Genomic DNA, 25,332 nt, shown 5'->3' with positions numbered 1-25,332 from the left:
CGTTACACCTCTTTTATTTGCGATCCAATCGAACGCGCGGATCAACCGCGCCGTATAACAAGTCGATGATCAAGTTGATGGTGACGTACATCAGCGTGACGACAAGCACCACCCCTTGGATCACGACAAAGTCCCTTCTGGAAATGGAATTCAAGATCAATTGACCCAGACCGGGAATGTTGAATATGGCCTCCACGACCACCGCTCCCGTCACCAACGTGCCGAAGGTTTGTCCAATGACGGTCAGAATGGGCAGAAACGCGCTCCGAAACGCATGTTTGAACAGCACCTTCATTTCATGCAGGCCTTTGGATCGGGCTGTCTTGATAAAATTCAAATTCAGCACTTCCAGCATGGACGAACGGGTCATCCGCGTAATCAGGGCCGCCTGTATGGTTCCAAGGGAAATGCCGGGAAGAATCAGATATTTCATATGTTCCCATAGCCCGCTACTCAGCGGTTCATATCCAGCGACCGGCAGCCACTGCAGCTTGACGCCCACGAACAGCATAAGGAACAATCCCAGCAAGAAACTGGGCAAGGCCATGCCCAGCAAGGATATCCCCATCAACGTATAATCGGCGATGGATCCTCGCTTGTAAGCGGCGATAATCCCGAAGGGAATCGCGAGCAGGATCGCGATGACCTGTGCCAGAATGGCCAGCGATAGCGTGGGGGTAATATGCTCCGCAATGGCTTCGCTGACCGGCTGTTTCATGAAGATCGAATCCCCCAGGTCCCCCTTGAACAGGTTGGCCACCCAGCTCGTATATTGTTCGAGTATCGGGCGGTCCAGTCCAAGGTCCTGATTCAGCTGCTGTATTTCCTCCTCCGACGCCTCCATGCCCAAGATGGCCGCCGCCGGATTCCCCGGCGTTATGTGGATGATCAGAAAAATAGCGATGGTGACGACGGCCAGTACGGGAATCAGCGACAAAAGTCTTTTCGTAATATAAGCCAGCACGGCAAATCCCTCATTTGTACATGGTCTATGAATCCAATTTCAAAAAAGGAAGGTGTTATCGAAGTTACTCCGGTAACTTGTAACACCCTCCTTACACGCTTACTTCGCTACTTTGGCATTCCAAACCACCGGTGCTTCGAACAGCTCGAACCCTTCAAGCTTCTTCGTTGTGGCGACGACGCCATTATAATGGCCGATCACGGTGGAGGAAGCAAATTCGTACAGGAAGCCCTGCAGCTTCTCCCATTCCTGCTTGGCGGCTTCCGGCGTGGCTGCGCCGCGAATATCGATCAGTGCCTGCTTGACCGTTTCATTGTCGAGTCCGGCCCAATCCGGATTAACGGCCAGCAGCTGCGGCGGGGTAAGCTGATAGCCCGTGCTGGCAACAAAGATATCCCACTTGGAACGGTCGTTCTTCGTTTCCAGGAACGTCGGGAAATCGAAGTTCTCCACTTTTACGTTCATGCCGATCTGACGAAGCTGTTCCTGGATGACCAAGGTAGCCGTGTACATCTCGTTATAATCCTTGGTCGTCAGCAGCGTGATTTCTTCGCCGTTATACCCGGCTTCTTGCAGCAGCTGCTTGGCTTTCTCCGGATTGGACTGGTTGTAATACTCCGCTCCGGCTTCGGTCGACCACTGGACTTGATTCGTATTCAGGTAACCCGGCGCCAAAGAGTACAAATCCGGCTTGGCGAAGCTCGCCAACATGATCTCCTCATTATTGAACGCGGCGAGAATGGCCTGGCGAATCTTCACTTCCTTTAACAATCCCTCGCTGGTATTGAAAAATGCCGTCAGGGCACCGCCAGGGAACGAGAGCAGGTTGATGTTGTTGTCGGCAGCCAGCTCATCATAGCTTTCGATCGGAATGCTGTCCGCCACATCGTACTGGCCGGTCTTCACGCCTGCAATGCGCGTGGAGTGGTCCGTGACGAAATGGAAGTACAGGTCTTTGGCGGGAGCTTCTTTTCGACCGTCAAATCCGCTTGGCTCCGCATCCGACACCTGCTGATAATCGTCGTTTCGCACCAAATGGATGTATTGATCCTGCTTCCATTCCTGGAATTTATAAGGTCCTGTGCCGATGTACTCCTTAATTCCGTCAGCCGGTGCTGCGTCCACGATCTCTTTCGGCATAATGGAAGGGAACTGCGCTTGCGATGCAATAAGAATCAACACGTCCGACGTAGGCGACTCTACGGTCAGCTTCACGGTATACGTATCGACGGCTTCGAATTTGGCATTCGTCAGCAGCACCTTCGCCCGGGACGAAGTCACCAGCCAGCGGTTCATCGAGGCTACAACATCCTCGGACGTCATCTCTTTCCCGTTGTGGAACTTCACGCCTTGGCGAAGAGCGAACGTATACGTTAAACCATCCTCGCTTCGTTCAACCGACTCTGCCAGAGCCGGTACGGGTTCATAGTTTGCATTCAGCGTGTAGAGCTGTTCGAAGATATTGCCGGCCGTATCCAGTGCAACCGCCGATACCGTCAAGGCCGTATCCAGCGTTGGCGGCTGAGCCGTAAGCGCGATGTTCAGCTCGTCTTTGTACTCTTGTTGTTCGGCTTGCTTCTCGCTTCCTTTGTCTTCGGCTGCGCCCTCTGCCGCCGGATCGGAGCCGTTGCCGCATGCCGCGATCAACAGCATCAGCACGATCGACGATAAGAGTAAACCTAACTTTCTGGCTTTCATTGTAATCCCCCCGTGTAGTAGACATATGCATATGAAATGTATGCATCATGCTCTGTCAAAAACTCGTAAAACGAACGCACCCCATAATTCTAAGTTATCTGGTAGGTTTAATAAGCTATGCACATACTAATAGATTCGCTATGGGCTGTCAATGCAATAATTGATCGCACTAGAATTAATTTCCTGTTCGCAAAAATAAATAGATCCAACATGCAAGGACTTCGTTCCTCTCCATCGCCTTGACCGCTGCAACCGGCCTTCCCCCGAAAATAAAAAAGCCCTGGTCCGTCTTTCGAACCAAGGCTCGTTTATTAAAGTGGCAGATCGCTTTGCAAAATCTTTTCCCTGCGCCCTTTCATATACCACTGTCCCCAGGGATGAAGTTTGTCGAAATTTCCGCGGCAGGCATGGAACAGCTTCATATACCGCCCCATTTCTCTCAGCTTCATGAAATAGGGGATTTCCCGAAGCCACTCCTCCTCCAGGCAACGCTCCAGACGGTATCCTTCCAGGAAAGGGATCAGGAATTTACCTCTGTCCGGATCGGCTCCTTCGGTCAAACCCGAGAAGAAGGCGGCGACGGCTATATCATCCACGAACCATGAATAACGACTCGCATCGAAATCAATCAGGCACAACGCATCCCCCTGGACAAAAAAATTGCCGTAATGAAAATCGGCATGAATCAATCCATAAGTCTCCCTAGAAACCGGGAGCTTCGATATATACCGGCACAAGGCTTGATAACGAGAGGCAATTCCCTTCTCAGACGACGGTAAATCGAGATGTCGAACCTTCTCTGCCTCGTACGACCAATTCGGCCGTCTCGTGAAGGGGTCCTGATGGATATACTCTTGGGTGATACGATGCATGCCTCCCATGAATTGGCCCATTCGCCTGTATAAATCCTCGCCGGCTTCGTTCTCCCCAACCGGACGCCCCTTGGCTTCCTCGTAACAGACCGCCGTATATTCCCGGTCCTCCATCCGGATCCGCTCCACAAGGTTCGCGGCTGCCGAATGGAGCGGCCTCGAAACGCAAACGCCCTTACTCCCAAGAAACTCTACCCACTGCACCTCCCCGGCAATCTTCGCATAGGGTTTGTGGGACTCGTCGGTCAAGCGCACATACACGGTCTTCTCGTCCCTTCGATAAGAACGGACAAGGCTGTGTTCGGAAAAATGCGTCTGGAGTCTATCCCGCTCCAAAAGTCCGAACCTGCTCGCAGCCGCGGCCATAAGCTCGCTCCGTCGTTCCAATTGCAGCGCCTCCCTTCAAGCCGGATGATATTGACATCAATGATGAATGATTTCTACAAATATGTAAGCGGCTCCTACATGCAAAGCCCGGTCCTTATGAATATTCCATTGAAATAACGCCATCAACAGCGGTCCTTGTGCCGGCCGCTTTTTCCGCCGATGTATACGCTCTTGTTGTCGTCAAAAGGGCGGGAGGATATAATACGGGTAAAATAAAATCGTCATGCAAGAAAGAGGGCCTTATTATGAATCCCGAAACCCGAAACGCCCGAACCCAACTCATCATCGAAGCAGCCGAGCGCGTATTTACACATAAAGGCATTGAAAAAGCCACCATGCAGGATGTAGCCACCGAGGCTGCCATGGGCGTAGCCACCGTTTTTCGTTTTTTTCCCCGCAAAGAGAAACTCGTCGTTGCCGTTGCCACGAAAATGCTGGAAACCGTTCTCGAGACCTTTCGCTCCGTCGCGGAACAGCCGATTTCCTGCATGGAGAAGCTGGAGCTGCTGTTTGACCACTTCATTTCCCTGCTGGAGCAGCAGACCAGCTCGAACGTCAAGCTGCTTGAGAACTTCGAGAGCTATGCGGCTCAGTTCACGGAGCCTCTTGAGGATATCGAGCTGTTTAACGCCGTCTACCGGGATATATCCCAGGTATTCTCGACCATCGTGGAGCAGGGCATCGAGGATGGATCGGTTCAAGCCGACCTTCCGATTGCCGAGACGCTGACCACCATCGTGAATACATTCGGCATTTTTGCCAGAAAGCTGTCCCTCCAGAAAAACATTCTGGTGGTCGAGCCGGACCTCGCGCAGGAGAAGCAGCTGGCGATTCTCAAGCACATTCTGCTTAATTATTTGCGGGCATAAGGGACTTGGAGCCAAGTAAAAAGAGTGCGCAGCATCACGACTGCACACTCTTTTCTTGTTGGTATCCCTGGCTTCTCCTACAGGCCCAGCTTCTGCCCCCGCTCCAGGCGCTGAATCTGCTGCTCGCCCGTGACCGCCAGCTCGCTGAACTGATGGATCGTCTCGCGCATGCGCGGGAGAGCCTCCTGCTTGTAAGTGCTGATGGAATCAAGCGCCGACAGCACGTCCGTGAACGCTTGCTTCAAGGTATCGACGGAAATGCTCGTTTCCAGCGACTGCTTGTGGATCGCCGCACCTTGATCCTTCAGCATTTTGGAGGTGGCGCTGATCAGGTTGTTGGTGGTTTCGTTCAGCAGCTCGATTTTCTTCAGGACAATCTTCTGGTTGTAAAGGGCACTTGCGACCGTGACCGAAATTTTCAGCGCCGATACCGTTACGTTTCTTGCCCGATCCACACCACGGATTAACTCCTTGTTATTCCGGATGACGACTTCTATGGCCATGATCCCCTGCTGGTTCACGACGAGCATCTGCTGCAGGTCCATCACGCGCTGGCGCAGCGGGAACAGCACCTCTTCGGTAATAAACCGGATTTTGTCCTCCGACTCCTGGCGGATTTTGGCCGCCTCGACCTGGGACTCGATCTCCGTGTCCATCAGCATGCCCAATTGGATTTCCTTTTGCAGCTTTTTGGTGAGCTCGCGAAGGGTTTGCTGTTCAATCTCCAGCGTGGTGTTGTCGTTCTTTAATACGGTTTTTCCTTTATCCAGAGAAATGATGATGTCCGAAATGACGGCATCCGCCTTTTGGAACTTGGCAAAATATCGGCGCAGCGGGTTAAACACCATGCCCAGCAGCCCGCTCTTCGCAAAATCCACAACGCTCGGATCCAGATCCTTCAGCTGCAGCTGCAGCTCCGTTAACCCTTTGGCCACTTCGCCGCCTTCGTCCCCGGTTTTCGATAGTCTCCCCACCTGAACCTGCAGAAGCGCGTTCTTCTCCGAGGAGGACCTCATCGTGCTGATCCCAAAGCTGTCAATGGATTGCAGCACCTGTCTCCGTTTCTCGAGCGATTCGATATCCAGCTCCATGATGGCCTGCACGTTGCTCGCTGCCAGTTCCTTCAGCTGCGTGACTTCTTCCGGCTCAGGCTTCACCTGCTCTTCGATTGCCGTCTTAATCTCTTCGGGACGAATGACTTCCATCGTAAATGACAATATAACCCCTCCTACAAGTTTCTGATATACCAGATTCACATCGTTATGAAAAATTGCTACATCTGCACATTCAGCAGCTGGCCGATTTTGTATACGACATCATCGGTATCGGCGTTGATGCTGGCAGCTTCATTGATGCTGGAAATGCTTTGGAGCGCCTGAATGTCGGCATTATAGCCAATCGTATACACCGGTATTTTGAAGGCTTGAATCAGTCCGCGGATATCGTCTAGGGAATGCCCGACGTTCGTCTCCCCGTCGCTCAGCACAAAAATCAGGGGTTTCACGTCCGGATTCGCCGCCATCTCGTCCTGCAGCATCTTCATCGCCACGACGATGCCGTCAAAGGTCGCGGTATTCCCGCTGGCCTCGAGGCTGTTGATCGCACCGACAAACATCGACTGCTGATTCAAATCGTACTTGCCGATCGGAAGGTTGATCGTAACGTCCGTGGAATACGATACAAAGCCGATGCTGTTGTCCCGGCCCAGATATTTCTGTCCCGTCAACAGCGATTCCTTGAGACGGTTTAACGGCTCGCCGTCCATGCTCCCCGATACGTCCGCCACGAACACGGCCGCAACCGGCTTGTTGCCGTCCTTCTTCTCCTTCCACAGCTTCTGGGCGGACGGCAGCAGGCTGCTGTCGACGACCTCGAGCTCGGATTGGTAATCGTTAAGACCGTTGAACCCTTTTTTGTCGGCCATCTGCTGGTATTTGTCCTGCTCAACGAATTCCGCGAATTTCTTGATGATGTCCAGCTTCTCCTTCGGCAATTTCCCGAGCGCGTACAAAGGGCTGTCGTGCCTTACGCCAAACGGGGTAAAGACGTAACCGCTTTTCATATCCGCCGCGTTGACAAAGGTCTGATACTCCAGGACAAAGGCATCCAGCATGCCGGACTTCGCTGCATCGCGCATCTGGATCGTGGTGGAAGCCGTGAAAGGAACGTTCGCTTGGAATTTCTCGAAGCCCTGTACCGCCTTCTCACCCAGTATGTTGTTGCTGTCGAACGTTTCAAGGGCCGTGATCAGGAAGTTGAGACCCGTGGAGCTGGCAAAAGGATCCGTGTAACCCATCGCCAATTCATTATTCGCTATCGCATCCGTCAGCGTCTTGACGTTCAAGGAGCCGTACTTCTCCACCAGCTCGTCGTATTTGGCTTTTCGGGTGACGACGCCGGTGACGTTCCCCGTCAGGCGCTTGGATACCAGCTCGGCTTTGACGCCGTATTCCTTGACCATCTCCCCCCACAGCTCATTGGAAGGCGTAAAAGCGTCCGGCACGTACTTCCCGGATGTTATGTAATCGGTTGCGGTTCCGGAAGCGATATTGCGGATCTTCACGGATACCGGCTTGCCGTTCACTACCGGCTTGGATTTGTTGAATTCCTCTGCCACTTCGTTCAGCCATCCGTCAATGCCCGGTCCCGCCTTCTCCGGCGAGGAGAAAATCTCCACGTACAAGTCCGTCGTATTCTCGACCGAGATCGGGAACTTGGATATATCGGGCAGGGAATCCGCGACGGCCACCGGGTCCAGATCGACTTGGCCTTTGATGGGATCGGCTGTCGTGACAGTTATATCCTTGTAGATTTTGTTGATCTTTTTAGCCGCGCCTTCCGAATCGACCTCGGCTTGGCTTTTGCCCAGATTAGAGGTTAACGTGATCCCCGCGTACACTAGAACAAACACGACCACTGCAATGGCCACTAATACGACAAAGGCACTACCCTTGCTTCGCATAATCATCTCCCTCTCTTATTGCTTGTATAATTTGGTTTGCTTGATTAACGCATCGATTTCCTTCATGCACGGCATATCCTCCACATCCCGGTAATCGGTGCTGCCGAGCAAAGAGATCTCCAGCAGCAGCTTATCAAGCTTGAGCATGATTTCCTCGTTCGCCTCCAGATAACCGGTCACGTAAGCCAAGTACTCTTGGTATAACGCCGTTTTTTTCTGCGCCACCTTGCTGGACAGCTGGGAGGCTTTCGGCTGATCCGCCATGCGGGCGAAATCGGATGCGGCAAAGACGCCAAGCTTGTTCAGTATCCCTCTGATATTGAGGTAGAACAGCTTCTCGACTTCATCGATGACCCCCATGAATTTCTTGTAACTGAGCTCCGTTGGCTGAAAACGCTGACCCAGAACGCCCAGCAGCGCGTTTCTCTTCTTCTCGATTCGCTCCAATTGGTCCAGGGCAAGAGCGATATCATTCTTCAGCACTTTCACGTTGCGGTAATGGTGAAGCGCCTCTATGTAATCCTCGCGGGTCTGAATCGTTTGGATCGGTTTTGCAGCCGGAGACTTGAACAACAAAACATAACTTCCATAAAAGAGTGCAAGCATGCTGACCACCCATACGGTGATGACCAGTGCAGACTGGAAAGCGTTATCGCCGCCGACTTGGAAGCCGAGCAGCCCGGGCGAAACCAGGACAATATTCACGATCGCGATAACAGCCATAAGCAGGAGCAGCTTCGCGGACTTCGAGCCATTCAAGAATTAACACCTCCCCTACTCCTATAGAGCGATGACTGATTCAACCTATAACCGCTTATAAAACATCCGTAAAAACATAGGTAATTAAAGGATATAACACATACTACGTCTCAATTCGAAGTTAGATGCATTTTCCTCTCCAGGCAGCCCTGCCGATATGTAATCCATTCATTTCTTTATCGGATTTTCACTTGGATAACATGATGCGGGCATGACCGTCCCGTGTTTAAGAAAGCCATGGCGAATACGCAGAGAACCGCAGCAAAAACTGAGGGGCCAAGCCGAGGCGAGCAAGTTCATAGAGGTAGGGCTACTATATCAAAATTACATAAATAATCCAATGGTTCTGCGACAAAAGACGCAAAAAAAGTCCTTCAGGGCGTGCCTGAACGACTTCTATTAGGGATGGCTGCCGGCGGAACTATAAACCTTCAAGCTTTGCCTCTGGGCAGCTTATCCGCATATCGGGTCCGCAACTCGCCCAAGTAATCCAGCTTGCTGAGCACCTTCTCTTTATTCAGCATGCCCATGCTCAGAATGAGCTGCTCGATCAGCAGCAATGGCGTCACCATGGAATGAAATTCGCCCATGTCCCCCCGGCTGACAAAAAAGGAAATCTGCGCCGGCGTTCCATACCGGAACTCCTCCCGGTCCGTGATCATGATCGCCGCATTCTGCACGCGGCTTACGCAGTCCAGGATAACCTCCGTTTCCGGGAGCATCCGGGTGAAGCTGAAGATCAGCACGACATCTTCTCTCTCCATATGCGCGAGCGATTCCAGCAGTTCATGACCGCTGCCGGCCATGATTCGCACCGACATGCCAAACCGGGATAAACGATACGATAACAGCTCGCCCAGCGAGAGGGACGGACCAGGCGCATGCACATACACACGTCTTGCCGAGGCCATTAGACCGGCTGCTTCCTCCAGCTCGTCCGGGCGGTTCTTCTCCATCGTGTCTTGCAAATGATGCTTCGCCTGTTCCAGCATTTTCGCGGGCAGACTGGACGCGTCCAGCCGGGATATCGTCTTTTCCAGTTTTACGGCAGGCGTCGTATCCGAGGACTCCCGCAGCATCAGCTTGAACGCCTTGGCATTCTCGTGCCCGACGGCACGCCAAAACCGGGAAACGGTCGCAATGCTGGTGCCAAGCCTGTCGGCGATTTCCTGCTCGGTCATGAACAGCATCTCCTCGGGATTACGTTCGATAAAATCGGCTATTTTGAGCTGGCTCGGCGACAGCCCGGATGTATCGGGAAACCAATTCTTCAATGATGCTGCACTCCTTCTGCAATGAAATCATCGTAATTGGGCATGAGTTCATCATACGCCGTGATTGTTATGTAAATTTTATTTCATGATTATATTTTTGTAAAAAATATTACAATGCGTTGACATAGTGCTCCGTTCATTTTAATAATTTCCTCCTATACTGATAGCAAATCCCATTCCCAAGGAGGCTTCTCTCTAATGGCAAGCAATTCACGGGTCTATACCCTGACCTCTTCGCAGAAAATGATGATTTTCGTGCTGTCCATGTCGCTGTACGGCCTGTCCAACATGTTCACCGAGCTCATTCCCGCGTTTCGCCTGGGTCCGATCGAGCTTTCGGCCGAATATTTTGCGTTCATTCCCCTAACCCTCTGCATGCTGTTTCATCCTTTTTATGCTGCTGTGGGGGCTGCGCTCGGCGAAGTTATCTTCGGTGAACTGATGCTCGGGCAATTCGGCGGTCTCGGAGAGCTGGAGAAGTTTCTTACCTTTTCCTTCGCCATGTACGTTGCCGGCCGTCTGGTCAAAAACCCCCTCAGCCGCGCTCAGGTCGGCATCGCCGCCATGTCGGGCGTCATCATCCACCAGCTGTGCAGCTCTCTGGTGGATATCGGCAAGGTCTGGATCGGCGTCGAGGAATTCGAAGCCGTGCCCGGGCTTGCACAAAGCGTGGTCCTTGTCGAAGGCATCGGTTTCCTGAACGATGTGCTGTTCTCCGGCATTCTGTTCGCTCTTCTGCCTACATTATATCTGGTTCCTAGGTTGTATGGAAAAATCGAGCCGCTGCTCGGCATCAAACCCCGCCAGAAGCTTACCCAATACGAAGCCGCAGGCATCGTCTCGCCCAAGCTGGTCCTGGCTGGAATCGTTTTGGCACTGATTGCCTTCGGAGCGGAATCCCTTTCGGAAACGGACTGGAACCTCGGCGAGTGGGACAGCGGATTTGCAGACCGGTTCGGCATCGGCGCGATCTGGATCAGCATCGCTGCAGCCGCCATCGTTGCTATTGCGGTACTGACGTTCATGCGGGCCAGAAGAAACCGCGGCCTTCAGGAAGAGAAAATGCCGGAGACCCCGCCATATGCCTAAACCGTTCGTTCATGACCATCCGGCCATCCGAATCGCAGGCGTCACCTTTGCCTATCCCGGTTCGGAGCAGCCTGTGCTGAAGGAAGCTTCCCTTCATATTCGCCGCGGCAGCTTTACGGCGATCATCGGAGGGAACGGCTGCGGCAAATCCACGCTCTGCAAGCTGTTCAACGGATTGATTCCCCACTATTATTCAGGCGATTTCACCGGTACTGTCGAAATCTGCGGGGTTTCCGCCGAGAATCGGACAGTCTCCGAGCTATCGCGCAGGGTGGGGTATGTCTATCAGGATTTTGATAACCAGTTAGTCCGCCCCACCGTCATGGATGAAGCCCATTTCGCTCCGCTCAATTACGGGCTCCCGGACTACCGGGCCATGGGCGCCAGGGCACTCGATATGTGCGGGTTAACCCATCTGAAGGACCGCTATATATGGGAACTGAGCGGGGGGCAGAAGCATCTGCTCGCCTTGGCGGGAGCCCTCTCGCTGGAACCGGACATTCTCGTGGTGGATGAGCCGGTATCCCAGCTCGATCCCCAGCACGCCAGGCAAGTGTATGATGTGCTCCGCCAATTGAATCAGGTCCATGGAAAGACCGTTATCGTGATTGAGCATCATGCGGAGTTTATTGCCGACTACTGCGAGGAAGTGTGCCTGATGGAGAAGGGGAAGGTGCTGTGGCAGCGCCCGGTCATTGAAGCGCTGAACAGCCTTGAAGATCTGGAGCGGCTGGGCATCCAGCCGCCCCAGGTGACCAAAGCCGCGGTACAGCTGTCTGCGATTCTGCTGAATGGCGGCATGGCCTCCGGCAGTCCGCAGGACGGGCACTCGATAACGGACGTCTCCGGCTCTCATGCTATGGGATTGTCCGGATTTCAGCTGAAGCAGCCTTACCCTATTACGGCTGAGGAAGCAGAAGTCTATTTTGGAGAGCTTCTGCACAGGCACGGGGATACCCTGTCGCTGCTTGATCATCGACCAACCGACGCAAGAGCTGACGATGCTTCACTTGCTGACACAACCGCGAAGGACCCAGATTCCGACCAGCACCGCATCCAGCAGGGCGATGAATCAGAACGGCAAGGGGAGCATGGCGCGCTGGTGGAGTTCCACCATACCGTACTTCGCTACCGAACGATTCATAAAACGGAGCACGAGGTTCTTCGAGGCATAGATCTTCGCCTGTATGAAGGCGAACGCATCGCGCTTGTCGGCAACAACGGCGCGGGCAAATCGTCGCTTCTGAAGCTGATCGCCGGCATCGCCAAGCCTTCCGGCGGCTCTGTCTTATTCCTAGGCAGGAATACAAAGGATGTATCGATGGAGCAAATATCCGCTAACGTGGCTTACGTCTTCCAGAATCCCGAAGATATGTTCATTGAAGACAATGTGTATAGAGAAGTGGCCTACGGCTTGAAGAGCCGCCGTCACCCGGAAGCTGAGGATAGGGTTGATCGCATGCTGACCCATTTCCGGCTTCAGCCTCTCCAGGAACGGGATGCCCGTCTCCTCAGCGGTGGTCAGCAGCGCCGCGTATCCCTGGCTATTGGAGCTGCCATGATGCCCCAACTGATTCTGCTGGATGAGCCGACGGCCAATCTGGACATGTCCACTCGCGAAGAGCTTTTGGATACGCTGCAGGAGCTGGAGGACCATGTCCGTACCATTGTCATCGCCACCCATGATATGCAGCTGGTTCACGAATGGGCGACCAGAGTGATCGTCTTGAATCAAGGCGTCGTGGCCGGCGACGGCACCGTCTCCGAGATTTTCGCCGATTCGGAGCTTATTTCCCGGGCCGGGCTCGCACCGACCCAGATGATGGATTTATCTATAAGGCTGGGCGTCGTGCCCGCGACCAGCTCGCCGGACGAGTTTGCCCGCCATATATACGGCATTCTGAGCGGAAAGGAGATTCACTGCCATGCAGCTAGTCCGCAACTGGTTTAACAAGATTTCGATTGAACGGATTCAACTCGAGTTGATGAATACCGCCTACGGGAGCGGCCATGCCGCCCTTTCCCGGCTCGATCCCCGATGCATGCTGATCTGGTACCTGTTCTTTGCTATAGCGCCCTGGTTTATTTCAAACATTACCGTGCTGGCCGGATTGTTTCTCATGATGGTGGTCACCACCATTCTGTCGCGGGTTACGCCGTTTATTATCGTCATACTATGCCTGGGCCTGATCGGCCAGGTCGGCTGGCTGTTTGTGCTGTCCCTCTTTTTCGGCGGGGACGTCGGCTCGGCGCTTCCGCTGCTGAAACTCACCTTAAAGCTGTCGGTTGTATCCCTTGCGAGCATTACGGTGTTCTCCGGCATGGATCCCGAGAAAATCAGCGACGGCCTGCTTGCGCTCGGCATGCCTGCCGCCTTCTCGTTCAGCTTGTCGTACGGCTATCGGATACTCCCCGTATTGTTCGAAGAATTTCGCCATGTGCTGCTCTCTTACCGGCTTCGGGGAAAAGCGCCGGAGCATCCCGGTTTTCTCTACTGGCGGCTCGCAGCCTATTACATGAAGTTGCTTATGCTATCCTTTTTCCCTTTGATGCTGGCGACCGCCAAACGTTCCCGCACGACGGTAGAAGCGCTGGAGACCCGCGGGTTCTCCTACGGCATGAAGAATCCGGCTGCCAAGAAGCTGAAGCTGTCCCACCTGACCCTGTCGGCGCGGGATGCGGTGTTCCTGACCGGAACGGCAGCATATACCGCATTATTGTTCTGGTTCGGCTGACCTTAAAATTACTGACTTTGACAAGGAGTGTTCGAATATGAAAATTGATCTCCATACCCACGCCAAATTGTCCAAAGCGTCCGATTTCTCTAAACATTATTATGAGGAGATGATCCGGGAGGCGCTGGACAACGGACTTGATGCGCTCGCTTTGACCGAGCATTTTAACACGCGCCATTTTGACGAGGTGTACCGGCAGCTTGACAGCATGTTTCCCTATAATGGCGAATACTACGATGCAGGCGGATTGAAGATCTTTCCGGGGATGGAAGTGGACATCCGGGAAACCGGCCACATTCTGCTGATCGGCCGGAAGGAGTTCATTCTGGAAACCCGCCGTCGCCTGGACGGGTATACGGAGAAGGGCTCCTTCATCCCTTTCGATGATCTGATGGACTTGGCCGAAGGCTTCCCGCTGCTCAAGATCGGAGCCCATCCGTTCCGGGAGAGCACGCCGCTCCGCCATCTCACGCGCAGCCAGTTGAGCCGCCTGGACGCCTTTGATCTCAATGCCAAGGATATGTACCAGTACGGCAGCGAAGCCAATCAAGATCAGGTTCAACGTTTCGCCGCCGATCTCGGCAAACCTGTTACGGCGGGAAGCGATACGCATCAATGCCTCCAATTCGGAAGCGTCTATAACGAGCTGCAAATGCCTTGCGAATCCGCTGCCGAGCTCAAGGATGCCATTATGCAAGGCGCTTACCAGATTCATGTCTCGGACAGCCTGCCTATTAAGGTCAAAGCATCCGTCATGCTGAAAAAGCTCATGAAGGAGATCATCCGCCTCCAGTCCCCCTCAGCCGTCATCTAGCTAGTGAAACGTGAACTACGCCAAAGTTCGATAGGCCGCCCCGCCGTGTATTCATTTACATTCATGTACGAAAAAGAAGCCTGGTCATGTATCCATGTCCAGGCTCCTTGCGTTTCCGAAAGATTGTTACATTGCGACTCGACCCATGTCATTCCCTCCCGAACCGGCTCTCTAACCCCATTCCAGCGTTGCACGAATCGGTGGGATGGGCGGAATTACTGCAGTCGATCCAACAGATTCAGCATGGCTTGCGCGCTTTCCGCACGGGTGGTTTTGGCTTGAGGCGTAAACATGCCATTGGCATGCCCCTTCATCAAGCCAAGGGCCAAGGCTTCATTCACCTCTTGGAGTGCCCATGAAGAAATTCGCTGCTTATCTTTCAGGTTAGGTGCTCCCTCTAAAGAGGAAGCGTCTCCCTTGGTCTGGTAAGCACGATAAAGCATCACAGCCAGCTCCTCGCGGGTGATGGCCGCGTTCGGCGCGAACGTGTCCTTGCCTCTGCCGTTCACCAGCCCGTGCTGGGAAGCCGCCGCAACCGCCGAAGCATACCAAGCATCGCCGTCCATATCCGTGAAGGTCGTGTCGTCTTGCGTGCTTTCAAGGCCCAGGGCACGAACGAGCATCGCGGCGAACTGCGCGCGTGTCAGCGGCTGATGCGGACTGAATTTTGTATCGCCGGTGCCATTCACAATATGCTTGGCTGCCAGCTCTTTTACCGCTTGCTCCGCCCAATGGCCGGCAAGGTCGGCAAACGTTTTGTCGTATTCCAGCACGGCATAGTAGCTCAATTGACTGACTTCAGCCGTCAGCTGCCCGTTTACCGGCTTGCCGCCGGCATATTTCAATGTTCCCAATTCCGAAATGCCGTAGATGCCGGCCAGCTCGCCGTGAATGGCGTTGTCGACAGGAAAAGCAATCGTTACAGGCGCTATGAAATGCTCCAGCTTATATGCCTTGCCGTCTTTCGTACGGACGTTAAGATCTAATTCGTACATCTTGCTGCCCTGCTTCAGTCTAGCCTTCCCGGCAGCAGCTGCTTTGGCTACGAGAGAGGCGGCTGTCTGCGATCCAACCTCCTTGAGCTTAAACGAGATGACCGCATCCTTAGCCTGCTCGGCCGGTACGAGCTGGCGCAGCGCTTTGAGCAGCGCAGACGGAAGCTGTACCATCACGCCGTCCTGCTTCAGCTCCAGCGGCTTCGCCCCCAGAATATCCCCTGCCGTCAGCGGCAGGAGAACTTCGATATCTTCGGCACCGAGCTGAATCGTCACTTTCTCTTGCCCGCCGCGCAGCGATTCTTCGTTAACGATCCGCTGGCCCTGATTTGGCTTCGTTCCCGGATCGGTAGACGGATTGCCGCCTGCTCCTCCGCCTCCGTTTCCACTGCCGGGGTTGCTGCCGTTGCCGCCGCCTTCAGCTGGTACTGCAGTCAGAATGACGGTACCGCCATCCGACATGGCAGGGAGCGTTAGCGTCACTTTCTGATCGGCCGTTACGTTATACACGCTGCCGCCGTACAAGTCCTTCGCCTTGCTGCCCGCCTTAAACGGCACAGACAGGACGACTTCTTTCGGTTCGTTCTTCACATGAATCGCGGTAACGATATGCTCTCCGTTATACTGCTTGTCGAATGCGAGATAACCATCCGCATTCGAAGCCGCAATGGATGTGCGCGTTCCTTTTGAAAATACTTTCGAGTTTGCCGCTCGAATGTTCAAGAGCTTCTGGTAATGCGTGAGCAGCTTCTTCTCGGCCTCCAGCTGGTCCCATGGCATATCGCCGCGGTTCTCGCTAAATTCGCCTTTGCCCATATCCCCGGCATTCTTGCCGGAGCGCCCAAGCTCTTCGCCATAATAGATGACCGGCTGGCCTTTGGATGTAATTTGCAGCGCTGCGGCCGCCATCAGCTTTGCCTTGTTGCCATCCACGTAGTGGGACAGAAAGCCATCCTCGTCATGACTGCTTAGGAATTGCCCCATCATTCGGGTGTTATCCAGCTTCGATTCGCGGTCAGCCAGGTAGGCCTCAACCGATTCCACGCTGCCGTTCACGAATTCCTTGGCCATTCCTTTGAAGCCGAAGTCCAGCAAGCTGTCCATCTGGCCGCTCTGAAGCGTTCCGCCATCGCTGTCAATCGTAGCTCCGAAATATTCGCCAATCATTTTGAAGCTCGGATCGAGGTGGGTCAGCGCATTTTTGAACGCCTTCCATGTCGTTTCATCCACGTGCTTCACCGTATCCACGCGGAAGTAGTCGATCGTGTCCCCGCGGTCGGTTTTGGCACGCTCCAGCCAGCTTGCCTGCCAATCGATGATCTGCTGGCGAACAGCCGGATTCTCCGTTATGAAATCAGGAAGCCCCGCTAGTTCGCCTTTGATCGGATCCGTATCGGCCGACAGACCGTCTGTACGGAGCATATCTTTAAACCGGTCCTTATCTTCCTGCGTGATACCGGGCGCACTGTCTCCCGGCTTCAGACCATATCCCGTATGATTGACCACGACGTCCACCATAATTTTGATGCCCCGGTCATGCGCCTTGTCGATTAGCTCCTTAAAGGTATCCAGATCGCCCAAATGTTCATCGATCTTCGTAAAATCTTTGGCCCAATAGCCGTGATACGCATATTGCTTGCCGCCGAAGCCTGCACCCTGATTGAAATCGATGTTATCCACAATCGGCGTGATCCACAGCGTGTTCACGCCCAGATCCTCGATGTAATCGAGTTTATCGATCAGTCCTCTGAAATCCCCGCCATGATAGGCTTCCGGGTGATCCTTGTCAACATTCGCGTTGTTGGAAACATCCCCATCCATGAAACGGTCGGTCAGCACAAAATAAATGCGCGCCTCGTCCCAATCGAAATCGAGTTTGCCGCCTGCGATTCTTGGCTTCACCGTTACCGCGGCTTCGCCGGTATGCCTATTGCCGTATTGGTCGACTAGCGTGATTCCAATTTTCTTGCTGCCGGCCGTGACCGTATCTTTTACGGCAATGCTGTGCTCCAGCAGCCCTGTATCAACCTTCGCTCGGGCCGGTCCGCCCAGTTCCGTCAAGTCGACGAACGCTTCCTTGTAAGCAACGGGCTCCGAAGAGGTTACGTTCAGTTTTAGCACCGCATTTTCATCATAAGAGATGGAACCAGGGGTTACCTTCGCCCCGATGGTCACGGTCGGATTGCGATAAACCACCTGCGACTTTCCGTTCACCGTGTTTTTCGGATCGGTGACTTCCTTCGTGGTTCCTTTATGATTGACGATGAACGTGTATTCGTACGTTCCGGGAGCAACGCCCTTAAGCGTATAACTGAACCATTCCTTGTCAGGAACGTAGACCATCGTTTCCAGCTTCCCGTTAATCTTCACTTTCACGTCAGAGATGCTATCCATCCGTCCGTCCCTGAACAATTGATCGTCCCGGTAATGGAACGTAATGTTACCGCCTTCAAGCGTCGGCCCCGCAATGCTCGGCAAAATCTCCAGCTCATGCACCATGCTGGTCACATTCACTTTCGTGAAGGCCTCGCCTGGCTGAAGCGGAATGATTCGGTCATCCGGGATATCCTGCTTGGCCGTATCCCAATTCGTTCCTTTGCGCAGAACGAAACCAACGCCTGTTGTTTCGGGTGCCACCTCAATCTTTACGGTAGCCACGCCATTCTCTATCTTTTCAAAGTCGATCTGATCGTTCTTTACCCCCGTATTCCAAACCCACAAATTCCAATCCGCATAATCCTGATCCGGCCGAATGTAGTTAAGCTGCACATACCGTTTATTGTCCACTTCATCGGCTGTAACGGTTACGGTAATCTCTTTCTGGAACCCCCGATAGGAAACGGTTATGACCGCCGTTCCTTCCGCGACTCCCTTCACCACGCCTGCGGCCGTTACCGAAGCAACCTGCGGGTTGCTGGATGCATAGGTTGCTTGTTTCGTTACGGCTCGTTTGCTGCCGTCCTCGTATTCAGCGTATACCGCGGTTTGATGCGTCTTACCGGTCTGCAAAGAGTAACTTTCTTGATCTACCGATATCGCGCGGAGTACGGACGCCGCGGCGTCCGTCTTGATCACAACGGCCGTCAGAGGCTCAAGCGTGATCGAGCCGGAGGTTAACGTGAAGCCGGACTTCGCTTTGACGCCGGTCGTGCCGGCTTCATCGTTATCGACCACCACCGTGCCGGAGCTCAGATCTTCGCTTAGCGTCAACGTTCTCGACTGGTTATCCGCATTAACGAACACATAATAATGGCCGGTTCCGTCCGTCGCTTTATTCTTATATGCAATGACCAGATCCTGCGCCTTTACTTCGGGAATCTGCAGCAGCGTTACGTTCGAATTCACCATCGACTGATCGCCGAGACGGAAAGCGTCGGACGATTTTCTTAACTCGATCAGTCCGGCCGTATATTCCCGCGTCTTGTTATTCTCCGGATATTTGGCTTCATCCGTCGCTTTCTCCCAATCGAACATGTTGATGGCATCGGAGGAGTCGTAGGAATCATGGATGAAATAACCGAAGCGGTTTCCTGCCTCGTCCTCTAATTCATGGTATTTCTGCTCGGGAACCCCTGGGCCCAGCCATTGCTTGGTCCGCCCGTACTCCTGTCCTGCATGGAGGAAAGCCGTTCCTTGCGAGGTCAAGGTGAGCAGGTTGCCCAGGCGAATGCGCTTATGGATCTCCAGATCATTCGCTGCAATCGACGGGTCCTTCTTGATGGACTGCGCAATGATGTCGTATAGCGGCAAATTGTCATGGGCTTCAATGTATTGAACCATGTCACCCGGATCATCTTCCTTCGTGTTGCTCGGCTGCGCCTTGATATTGTTGAAAATGGTTTGGATGTCGCGCGCGCCGCCCGTAATGAATCGCGGCTCGCCTTCGTTGCCGAAGCCGGATTTCAGCTCGTTGCGGAACTCGTCGGAGAAAACGCCGACGTCGTCCGTTTTATCCATCCAATTCTGGTCCGCGCCCTTGCCTGCCAGGGAGGGATCCGACAGATGACCGCCGAACGTGACCCAGCCCTCGCCGATAAACAGCGCTTTCGGGTTGATGGCTGCAGCGGCATCATAGGCTTTCTGCACGGCCTCATAGGTGGCGTCGCCCATCATGTCCCAGCGCATGCCGTCGATTTTGTATTCGTCGAACCAGTATTTCACGGAGTCCACCATCAGCTTCTCGGCCATCTTGTGGTTGGTCGCCAGATTGTTGCCGAAGCCGCCGATGAAATTGCCGTTGGCATCCTGGAAAGCATAATAGTTCGGCACGATATCATTCAAGAAATCCGCCTTGGCCATATGGGTGTAGACCACGTCCAATACGACGCCCATGTCGGCCTCGTGAATGGCGTTGATCATCGCCTTCAATTCTTTGATGCGAAGCTCGGGATCCGTTGGATCCTCGGAGTAAGCACCGTCAGGGGAGAAATAGCTGTGCGGGTCATACCCCCAGTTGTACTCATTGTCTTTGGCCGAATAATCCAGCTCCCTGTTCTTCATGGCCGCTTCGTCACCGTAATACCAAGCCATCACGGGCAGCAGCTGAACATGGGTGACGCCCAGGGACTTGATGTATTCGAGCTTCTCTTTGAACGCGTCGTAGGATCCCCAAGTCGCGTTATGCAGGTCATTCTCAATCGTCGGATCCGACGTGAAATCCCGGACGTGAATCTCCCAGATGATGGCGTCTTCCCGCTGCTCGTAGCCCGGAATGTCCGCAAAATCCAAGCCGGCGGGATCCGTTTGACTCAAATCGACGATCGCGGCTTTGCCGACGGTATCGCCGTCCGGTCCAACTTCGCCCTTGGTGTTCACTCTGAATTGCGCCATGGATTTGGCATATGGATCCAGCACGGTTTTCGTCACGCCGTTGTTGGTCACTTCGTATTGATAGAAATATCCTCTAAAATCTTGGATGCCGAGGTCTCCCGGCTTCAACCGAACCGACCATACCCCTTTATCGCCCTTTTGGAGGGCGACATTGCCGATAAACTGCGTGGCATCATCCTTGCTGTACACCTTTGCGGTGACTTCGGTCGCCGTCGGTGCCCACAGTTTAAGCTCGGCTCCTCCAGCCTGATAAGTCGCCCCGAGGTCATCGCCGTCGTAAGCGTACATCTCATCCAGCATTCTCCAGCCGGTGGAGGCGGATACGGTTTTTCCGGCGTAAGTTACGCTTAGCGGTATCTGATCCAGCTGAAATGATGCCGCTACTTCGATGGTCGTGTTTCCGGTAATCCTCACGTTTTGAATGGCAACCGGATGGCCGTCCTTATTCTTAATCTGCAGCTCATTCTTCAGCGTATCCGCTTCCAAACCATCGGTCATGGTAAATCCGAGCTGGAGCTTTCCTTGAGCCAATACTTCAGCCGAGACCAACCCGGTAGGCACTTCCCCATACGGAGATGTGTAGACGGTGTTGTCGCCTTCTTGAATGAACAAATGCTGGTATCGGTCTACCAGGGTGAAGCCTTTGTCGCCTCCGTCTTTGCCGGCGTCTCCTTTGGCCGGATCCAGCACGAGGAAGTTAATCTTCTGGGCCCCCGGCTTCATTGGAATGTCCACATAAGCGCCATATCGGTCGGTTTGGCCCGAAGGGAACATGGTAGCCCCCGTCGGCCAGTCTTTCGAAGGCACAGCGACATCGTCGCCCCATAACCATAAACCGTACGGATCATAGTTCTGATCCTGCCGTTGATAGTGGATGCGCACGGTATCCGCCGGCAGGTCAACAGGCTCAAAGCTGTATACCGTATCGGAGCCTTCCTTGAGCCAGACTTCGTTCATGTCCGGCGAGGCTAGGGTGAGTTTCTTGTCGCCGCCGTCTTTATTGCCGCTGATGCGATCGACAACGACGATGCCGACTTTTTGCGCGCCGTCCTTGAGCGGTATGTCGACGAAGGCCCCGTAGGCGTCCTGCTGCCCGCCAGGGAATGGCGTTGCGCCTGCCGGCCAATTGGCGGACGGAGATGCGACGTCATCGAATATCCACAGTCCGACGCTCCCGTAATTCGCGTCAGCCCGGTTGTAATGGACGCGCAGATGGTTAGCCGGCACCGGCGTTCCCGGATCGGCGGGTACAGTGAAATGAGCGGCAACGCCGTGATTGGCCGCATCGTAGCTGAACGTAACCTTAACATCCTGCGGCAGCTGAAGGGCCTCCCGATTAGCGGGGTGAACCGGACTTGCCGCATCGCTGCCCAAAGCGATTTGGTACTCATGATCCCCTTCGTACACGTCGGCCGTCACCGTGTATACATGGTCATAATCGGAATCCTGCATGATTAATCTCGCATCCGCAGGCGACCAGTCGGCCGCTTCGCCGATGCCCGATTGGAAGCTGCCGATCACTCGGGGAAGCTTATCCGCCTCGATCGGAGCGTAGTATGTAGAATCCGCGATCCGGTGGGTCCCATGGTTGTAATAAAAGGTAACCTGGGAATCTTGGGCGAGCGTTATGAGGATGTTGCCATCCTTGTTTGCTCCGCTCGGATTGGAATAGTGGGCGGAGCCGTAATTCTCGTCCCACTTGCCGTCGATCGCGATCTTGTATTCGTACGATCCCGCGGGCAAGCTGCCGGTGAACCTGTATTCTCCGTTCCCCATATCGTTCATGGTTGTCGCGGCGGCAGCCGGATCCCAATCCCCGCTATGGCCTAATTCGGATTGCAGAGTCCCCACCAGCGTAACCTGGCTTGGCGCGCTATTGGCATCGGCCGTTGATGGCGGAATGCCGAGCATGGAGAAAATCAGCGAAACAATCATGATGATGGACCACGTTCGTTTGCTTGAAACCGTCATTCTCATGAAACAAATAACCTCCTTCTGTTCTTGGATTAGGTACAGCTGGTACGATGTTGATGCCAATCATTGCGCAAACGCTTGCATAAACAGGTTTGAGCTTCCATCAAGTAAAGTACGACAATTACTGACAAAAGTTAGAGAATATGTTCGAAATATAGAATGAAACAAAAATAGATGAAAGCGATTACAATGGAAACGTTTGCATCATTTATTGTAGTATCGAGTCTCCTTCTCGTCAACCACATTTTGACCTGTTTTCATCATGAATTTTACGGCTCAAGCGGGTTTTCTCCAGCAGCATCTAGCTCTAACAAATAAAGGGAATCCGTCATCCAGATGACGGATTCCCCTACTAAGGTTTACATGTATGGTATGGTCGGCCGCAAGCATAACGCTGCCTACTAATAGCGAACCGTTAACTCATAACGTCCGGACAGCAGCTCAAGTTCAAGCATGCTATGGTCCAGTCCGCAGCGGACGATGCCGTCCGGCATGCAGCTTGAAGCTGCTCCTCCCCATATCTCAACACCATCGATCAGGAGACCGGTTATGGGGCCGGAGCTCGGTGATGCCAATGCAACGGTGGCGCTCATCGTGCAGGGCAGCTCAAGCCGCATCCGAATGCCGGCTTCGCTGACCCGCTCCCAGCGTACGGCGATCTTGCCTCTTACGGTGGAAACGGAAGCCTCGGCAAAGTCCAGATCCGGCGCGAAAAAGGGGCGAATTCGTGCCGTCGCGAATCCGGGAGCTCCGCTCTGAATCCCGCAGACATACTCCTGCAGCAAGCGGGCGGGATAACCGTTCCATGCATGGCAATGGGACTCGATATCATCCCAGCCTTCCCACATGGTCTCGGCTCCTTGTGCAATCATGTAGCCCCATCCCGGATAATCCGGTTTACTCAGCAAATGGTAGGCCTGATCCTGCAATCCCTCCTCGAACAAAAGACGGAGCAGCGGGAGCGACAAGACCGTCTTGCTCTCCCACGGTTTGCCTGCCACGGCCTTCAATGCAGCCTCCCGGTCTTTCGTCGGCAGCAGCCCTGCATATAATGCCAACGCATTAACGCCTTGGTGGGTGGCAGTCGATCCCGAGCTGTCATGCAGCAGCTTGCCGGAAGCATCGTACAGCCCATTCAGGACGCTGACTTGCAGCTTCTGGGCATAGGCAGCATACGCTGCGCTGTCATCTGCCCGGTTCAGCAAGGCAGCGGCTTCGGACAGAATGCGCAACGCCTGCCATGCCTTGATCTGCTGCACGGTCAGATGTTCGCCTTCATGCTCAACCGTCGGGTAGGGCCAATCGCTAATATGCCATCCGCGGCCGACCGGAATCAGGCCTGTTGCTGGCGATATCAGCGATAGATAACCCTCGATCATGACCCGGAGCGGTTCATAATATCGCAAGAGCAGCTCCGTATCTCCGCTAAACTGGTAAAGCTTCCACAGCAAGGTCGCATAATGCAGGTCCCATTCCGGGATTTGAATGAAAAAGTCTGGATGCTCGTAGTTCGATGGGAACACAAAAGGGAAGGAGCCGTCTTCCAATTGGCCGTCCGCAAAGTCCTGCAGCGTCTTATCCAATACCGGATAGGCATCGAAGTTATAGAGCAGCGTCTCGGCTTGGAGATCGGTATCCGCGAGATACTGCGCCTGTTCCCGATGCGGGCAATCGACCACCTGGCCCAGCACATTGTTGCGCTGCGTCTGCAGGCAAACGTCGTACAGCTTGTTTAAGAAGTCAGACGAACACCGAAAGTGTCCCGTCCGTGCCATGGCCGTACCCGCTGAGCAAATTCGCAGCTGGCCTTCCTCAATCGGTTGCGGATAGCCGGTAACCTCCACATAACGAAAGGCTTTAAAGCTGAAATCCGGCTGCCAATATTCGATCCCTCCGCGTCCATGCATCGTATACACGTCGTAATAATGATGCGAAGTCTCGTTGCACACTTGATGAACGACCCGCCCGTCGCCATCGAGCGTTTCGGCGTACCGCAGCCGTACCGTGACGCCTGCCATACCGGGCAAGGCCAATTGCGGCCAGCCCGATATGATTTTCCCAGCGTCGAATACCTGAATGAGCCCCTCCTCCCCGTTTACGAACGACGGCTCCGCTGCCACGGATGGAATGATGGACTCCAGTTCTTCCGCCTCGGGGAGCTGCTGCCAATGGAGTGACCATTGCTGCGCGGATGGATGAGCAAGAACAACCGAACTGCAGTGTTCCTCTCCAACATCGGGCTGCAGCCAGTTCGGTTCCAGAAGAGCCGCATCATAGTCCTCTATGGACGATAAGCGGCGGTTCTGCTGATAAGGAGACCCGATGCGATGCGGAATCTGCCTTAAGGCCTGCCATGTCAGATCCGATACAACCAGTTGCTCCGTCCCGTCCTCATGCTCCACGTGCAGCTGGAGCAGCATTCCCGGGACGCCGTTCACATAGTTCTGACCGCTTCCGCCCAAATAATGAGCGGCAACGCCGATGCAGTTGGCACCGATCGACAAGAGGGGGGCCACATCATAAGCCAAATAATATTTGCGGTGAGGCACCCCCGTCGGTGCGGGTGAACCATAGCCTCCAACCCGTTGTCCGTTAACGAACAATTGGAATACATGGTGGGCGGATACGAATATTTTGGCCCGCGCAACGGCTCCCCGGAGATCAAAGGATTTGCGGAAATAGGCAAAATCATTGGGCTTCATCTCCTCGGACCGCCATATCCATTCGGCACTCCAATCGCCGGGAAACAAGCCCGTATCCCAATATGCCGGCAGGCCTTCGCTTTCCTTTCCCTGACGGTCCCAGACCGTAACTCGCCACCAGTAACGCGTATTGCTCTGCAGCGGTGGACCGTCATACAGAAGGCTGAGGCTTTGCCCACTCCGCCTGCCGCTGTCCCATACCAAATCTTCGTCCCTGTTAGAGAGCCCCTCCGCGGAAAGGGACACCCTCACCCTGTAAGCCGCGCACGCCTCTCCGCGCCGGTCGCTCTCCAGCAGCCATGAAAAACGGGGAGAAGACACATCCAGCCCCAATGGATTCTCAAGACCATGCACAAGCGGTTTTTGTATCGTAAGCACGTTGCTTCTCCCCTTCCAGACTGTCTATCA

The 25,332-nt window shown here is 54.0% G+C and carries 14 protein-coding genes; 5 read left to right on the top strand and 9 right to left on the bottom strand.

From position 1 onward, the window contains the following. Window positions 1–13 precede the first annotated feature (13 nt). From GYMC10_RS01890 to GYMC10_RS01880, 3 genes are all read right to left on the bottom strand, one after another. Window positions 14–964, bottom strand: a complete 951-nt coding sequence (locus tag GYMC10_RS01890) for an ABC transporter permease (RefSeq protein WP_012818587.1) — start codon at window positions 962–964, stop codon at window positions 14–16. A gap of 99 nt (window positions 965–1,063) precedes the next feature. Next, window positions 1,064–2,662: an ABC transporter substrate-binding protein gene (locus GYMC10_RS01885; RefSeq protein WP_012818586.1), complete on the bottom strand. Its 1,599-nt coding sequence runs from the start codon at window positions 2,660–2,662 to the stop codon at window positions 1,064–1,066. 311 nt (window positions 2,663–2,973) lie between these two features. Continuing rightward, entirely contained in the window at window positions 2,974–3,921 is a 948-nt protein-coding gene (locus GYMC10_RS01880) for a phosphotransferase enzyme family protein (protein WP_144374186.1), read from the bottom strand. A gap of 245 nt (window positions 3,922–4,166) precedes the next feature. On the opposite strand from GYMC10_RS01880, the gene GYMC10_RS01875 reads away from it, so the two are divergent. Next, entirely contained in the window at window positions 4,167–4,790 is a 624-nt protein-coding gene (locus GYMC10_RS01875) for a TetR/AcrR family transcriptional regulator (RefSeq protein ID WP_012818584.1), read from the top strand. Between the two features lie 77 nt (window positions 4,791–4,867). On the opposite strand, the gene GYMC10_RS01870 is transcribed toward GYMC10_RS01875, so the two are convergent. The 4 genes from GYMC10_RS01870 to GYMC10_RS01855 form a co-directional block, all read right to left on the bottom strand. After that, a complete protein-coding gene (locus tag GYMC10_RS01870) occupies window positions 4,868–6,007 on the bottom strand; it encodes a toxic anion resistance protein (protein WP_012818583.1) in 1,140 nt (379 codons plus the stop codon). A gap of 56 nt (window positions 6,008–6,063) precedes the next feature. Next, on the bottom strand, window positions 6,064–7,752 hold the full coding sequence (locus GYMC10_RS01865) for a vWA domain-containing protein (RefSeq protein ID WP_012818582.1): 1,689 nt from the start codon (window positions 7,750–7,752) through the stop codon (window positions 6,064–6,066). A 15-nt stretch (window positions 7,753–7,767) separates the two neighbouring features. Then, window positions 7,768–8,511, bottom strand: coding sequence for a hypothetical protein (locus tag GYMC10_RS01860; RefSeq protein ID WP_012818581.1), 744 nt, complete (start codon window positions 8,509–8,511; stop codon window positions 7,768–7,770). 431 nt (window positions 8,512–8,942) lie between these two features. Next, window positions 8,943–9,785 carry a MurR/RpiR family transcriptional regulator gene (locus GYMC10_RS01855; protein WP_012818580.1) on the bottom strand — a complete coding sequence of 281 codons (843 nt, stop codon included), beginning with the start codon at window positions 9,783–9,785 and terminating at the stop codon, window positions 8,943–8,945. A gap of 198 nt (window positions 9,786–9,983) precedes the next feature. Here GYMC10_RS01855 and GYMC10_RS01850 point away from each other — a divergent pair, with 198 nt between their 5' ends. The 4 genes from GYMC10_RS01850 to GYMC10_RS01835 are packed head-to-tail and all read left to right on the top strand — an operon-like array spanning window position 9,984 to window position 14,423. Continuing rightward, window positions 9,984–10,874 carry a cell division protein FtsQ gene (locus GYMC10_RS01850; protein WP_012818579.1) on the top strand — a complete coding sequence of 297 codons (891 nt, stop codon included), beginning with the start codon at window positions 9,984–9,986 and terminating at the stop codon, window positions 10,872–10,874. Next, window positions 10,867–12,825 (top strand): ABC transporter ATP-binding protein, encoded by a 1,959-nt coding sequence (locus tag GYMC10_RS01845; RefSeq protein ID WP_012818578.1) that lies wholly within the window; start codon window positions 10,867–10,869, stop codon window positions 12,823–12,825. Before GYMC10_RS01850 ends, GYMC10_RS01845 begins: the two co-directional genes overlap by 8 nt. Next, window positions 12,800–13,609 carry an energy-coupling factor transporter transmembrane component T family protein gene (locus tag GYMC10_RS01840; RefSeq protein WP_012818577.1) on the top strand — a complete coding sequence of 270 codons (810 nt, stop codon included), beginning with the start codon at window positions 12,800–12,802 and terminating at the stop codon, window positions 13,607–13,609. The genes GYMC10_RS01845 and GYMC10_RS01840 overlap by 26 nt, the downstream gene beginning before the upstream one ends. 37 nt (window positions 13,610–13,646) lie before the next feature. Then, window positions 13,647–14,423, top strand: coding sequence for a PHP domain-containing protein (locus tag GYMC10_RS01835; protein ID WP_012818576.1), 777 nt, complete (start codon window positions 13,647–13,649; stop codon window positions 14,421–14,423). A gap of 215 nt (window positions 14,424–14,638) precedes the next feature. Here GYMC10_RS01835 and GYMC10_RS01830 read toward each other — a convergent pair whose 3' ends face one another. Continuing rightward, the gene (locus GYMC10_RS01830; protein ID WP_012818575.1) at window positions 14,639–22,225 is read right to left on the bottom strand and encodes a pullulanase; all 7,587 of its coding nucleotides are present in this window, start codon (window positions 22,223–22,225) and stop codon (window positions 14,639–14,641) included. A gap of 398 nt (window positions 22,226–22,623) precedes the next feature. Beyond that, window positions 22,624–25,302 (bottom strand): alpha-L-rhamnosidase, encoded by a 2,679-nt coding sequence (locus GYMC10_RS01825; RefSeq protein ID WP_012818574.1) that lies wholly within the window; start codon window positions 25,300–25,302, stop codon window positions 22,624–22,626. Window positions 25,303–25,332: the final 30 nt, after the last annotated feature.

Source organism: Paenibacillus sp. Y412MC10, from assembly GCF_000024685.1.
Lineage (GTDB): Bacteria > Bacillota > Bacilli > Paenibacillales > Paenibacillaceae > Paenibacillus_AQ > Paenibacillus_AQ lautus_A.
The sequence above is the reverse complement of the archived record's forward strand: the minus strand, read 5'-3'. Positions and strand labels throughout refer to the sequence as shown.

Excerpts from the sequence above, each read along its gene's own strand:
- GYMC10_RS01885 (WP_012818586.1), bottom strand. The coding sequence starts at position 2,662 with ATGAAAGCCAGAAAGTTAGGTTTACTCTTATCGTCGATCGTGCTGATG.
- GYMC10_RS01875 (WP_012818584.1), top strand. The coding sequence starts at position 4,167 with ATGAATCCCGAAACCCGAAACGCCCGAACCCAACTCATCATCGAAGCA.
- GYMC10_RS01865 (WP_012818582.1), bottom strand. The coding sequence starts at position 7,752 with ATGCGAAGCAAGGGTAGTGCCTTTGTCGTATTAGTGGCCATTGCAGTG.
- GYMC10_RS01850 (WP_012818579.1), top strand. The coding sequence starts at position 9,984 with ATGGCAAGCAATTCACGGGTCTATACCCTGACCTCTTCGCAGAAAATG.
- GYMC10_RS01845 (WP_012818578.1), top strand. The coding sequence starts at position 10,867 with ATGCCTAAACCGTTCGTTCATGACCATCCGGCCATCCGAATCGCAGGC.
- GYMC10_RS01840 (WP_012818577.1), top strand. The coding sequence starts at position 12,800 with ATGCAGCTAGTCCGCAACTGGTTTAACAAGATTTCGATTGAACGGATT.
- GYMC10_RS01835 (WP_012818576.1), top strand. The coding sequence starts at position 13,647 with ATGAAAATTGATCTCCATACCCACGCCAAATTGTCCAAAGCGTCCGAT.
- GYMC10_RS01830 (WP_012818575.1), bottom strand. The coding sequence starts at position 22,225 with ATGAGAATGACGGTTTCAAGCAAACGAACGTGGTCCATCATCATGATT.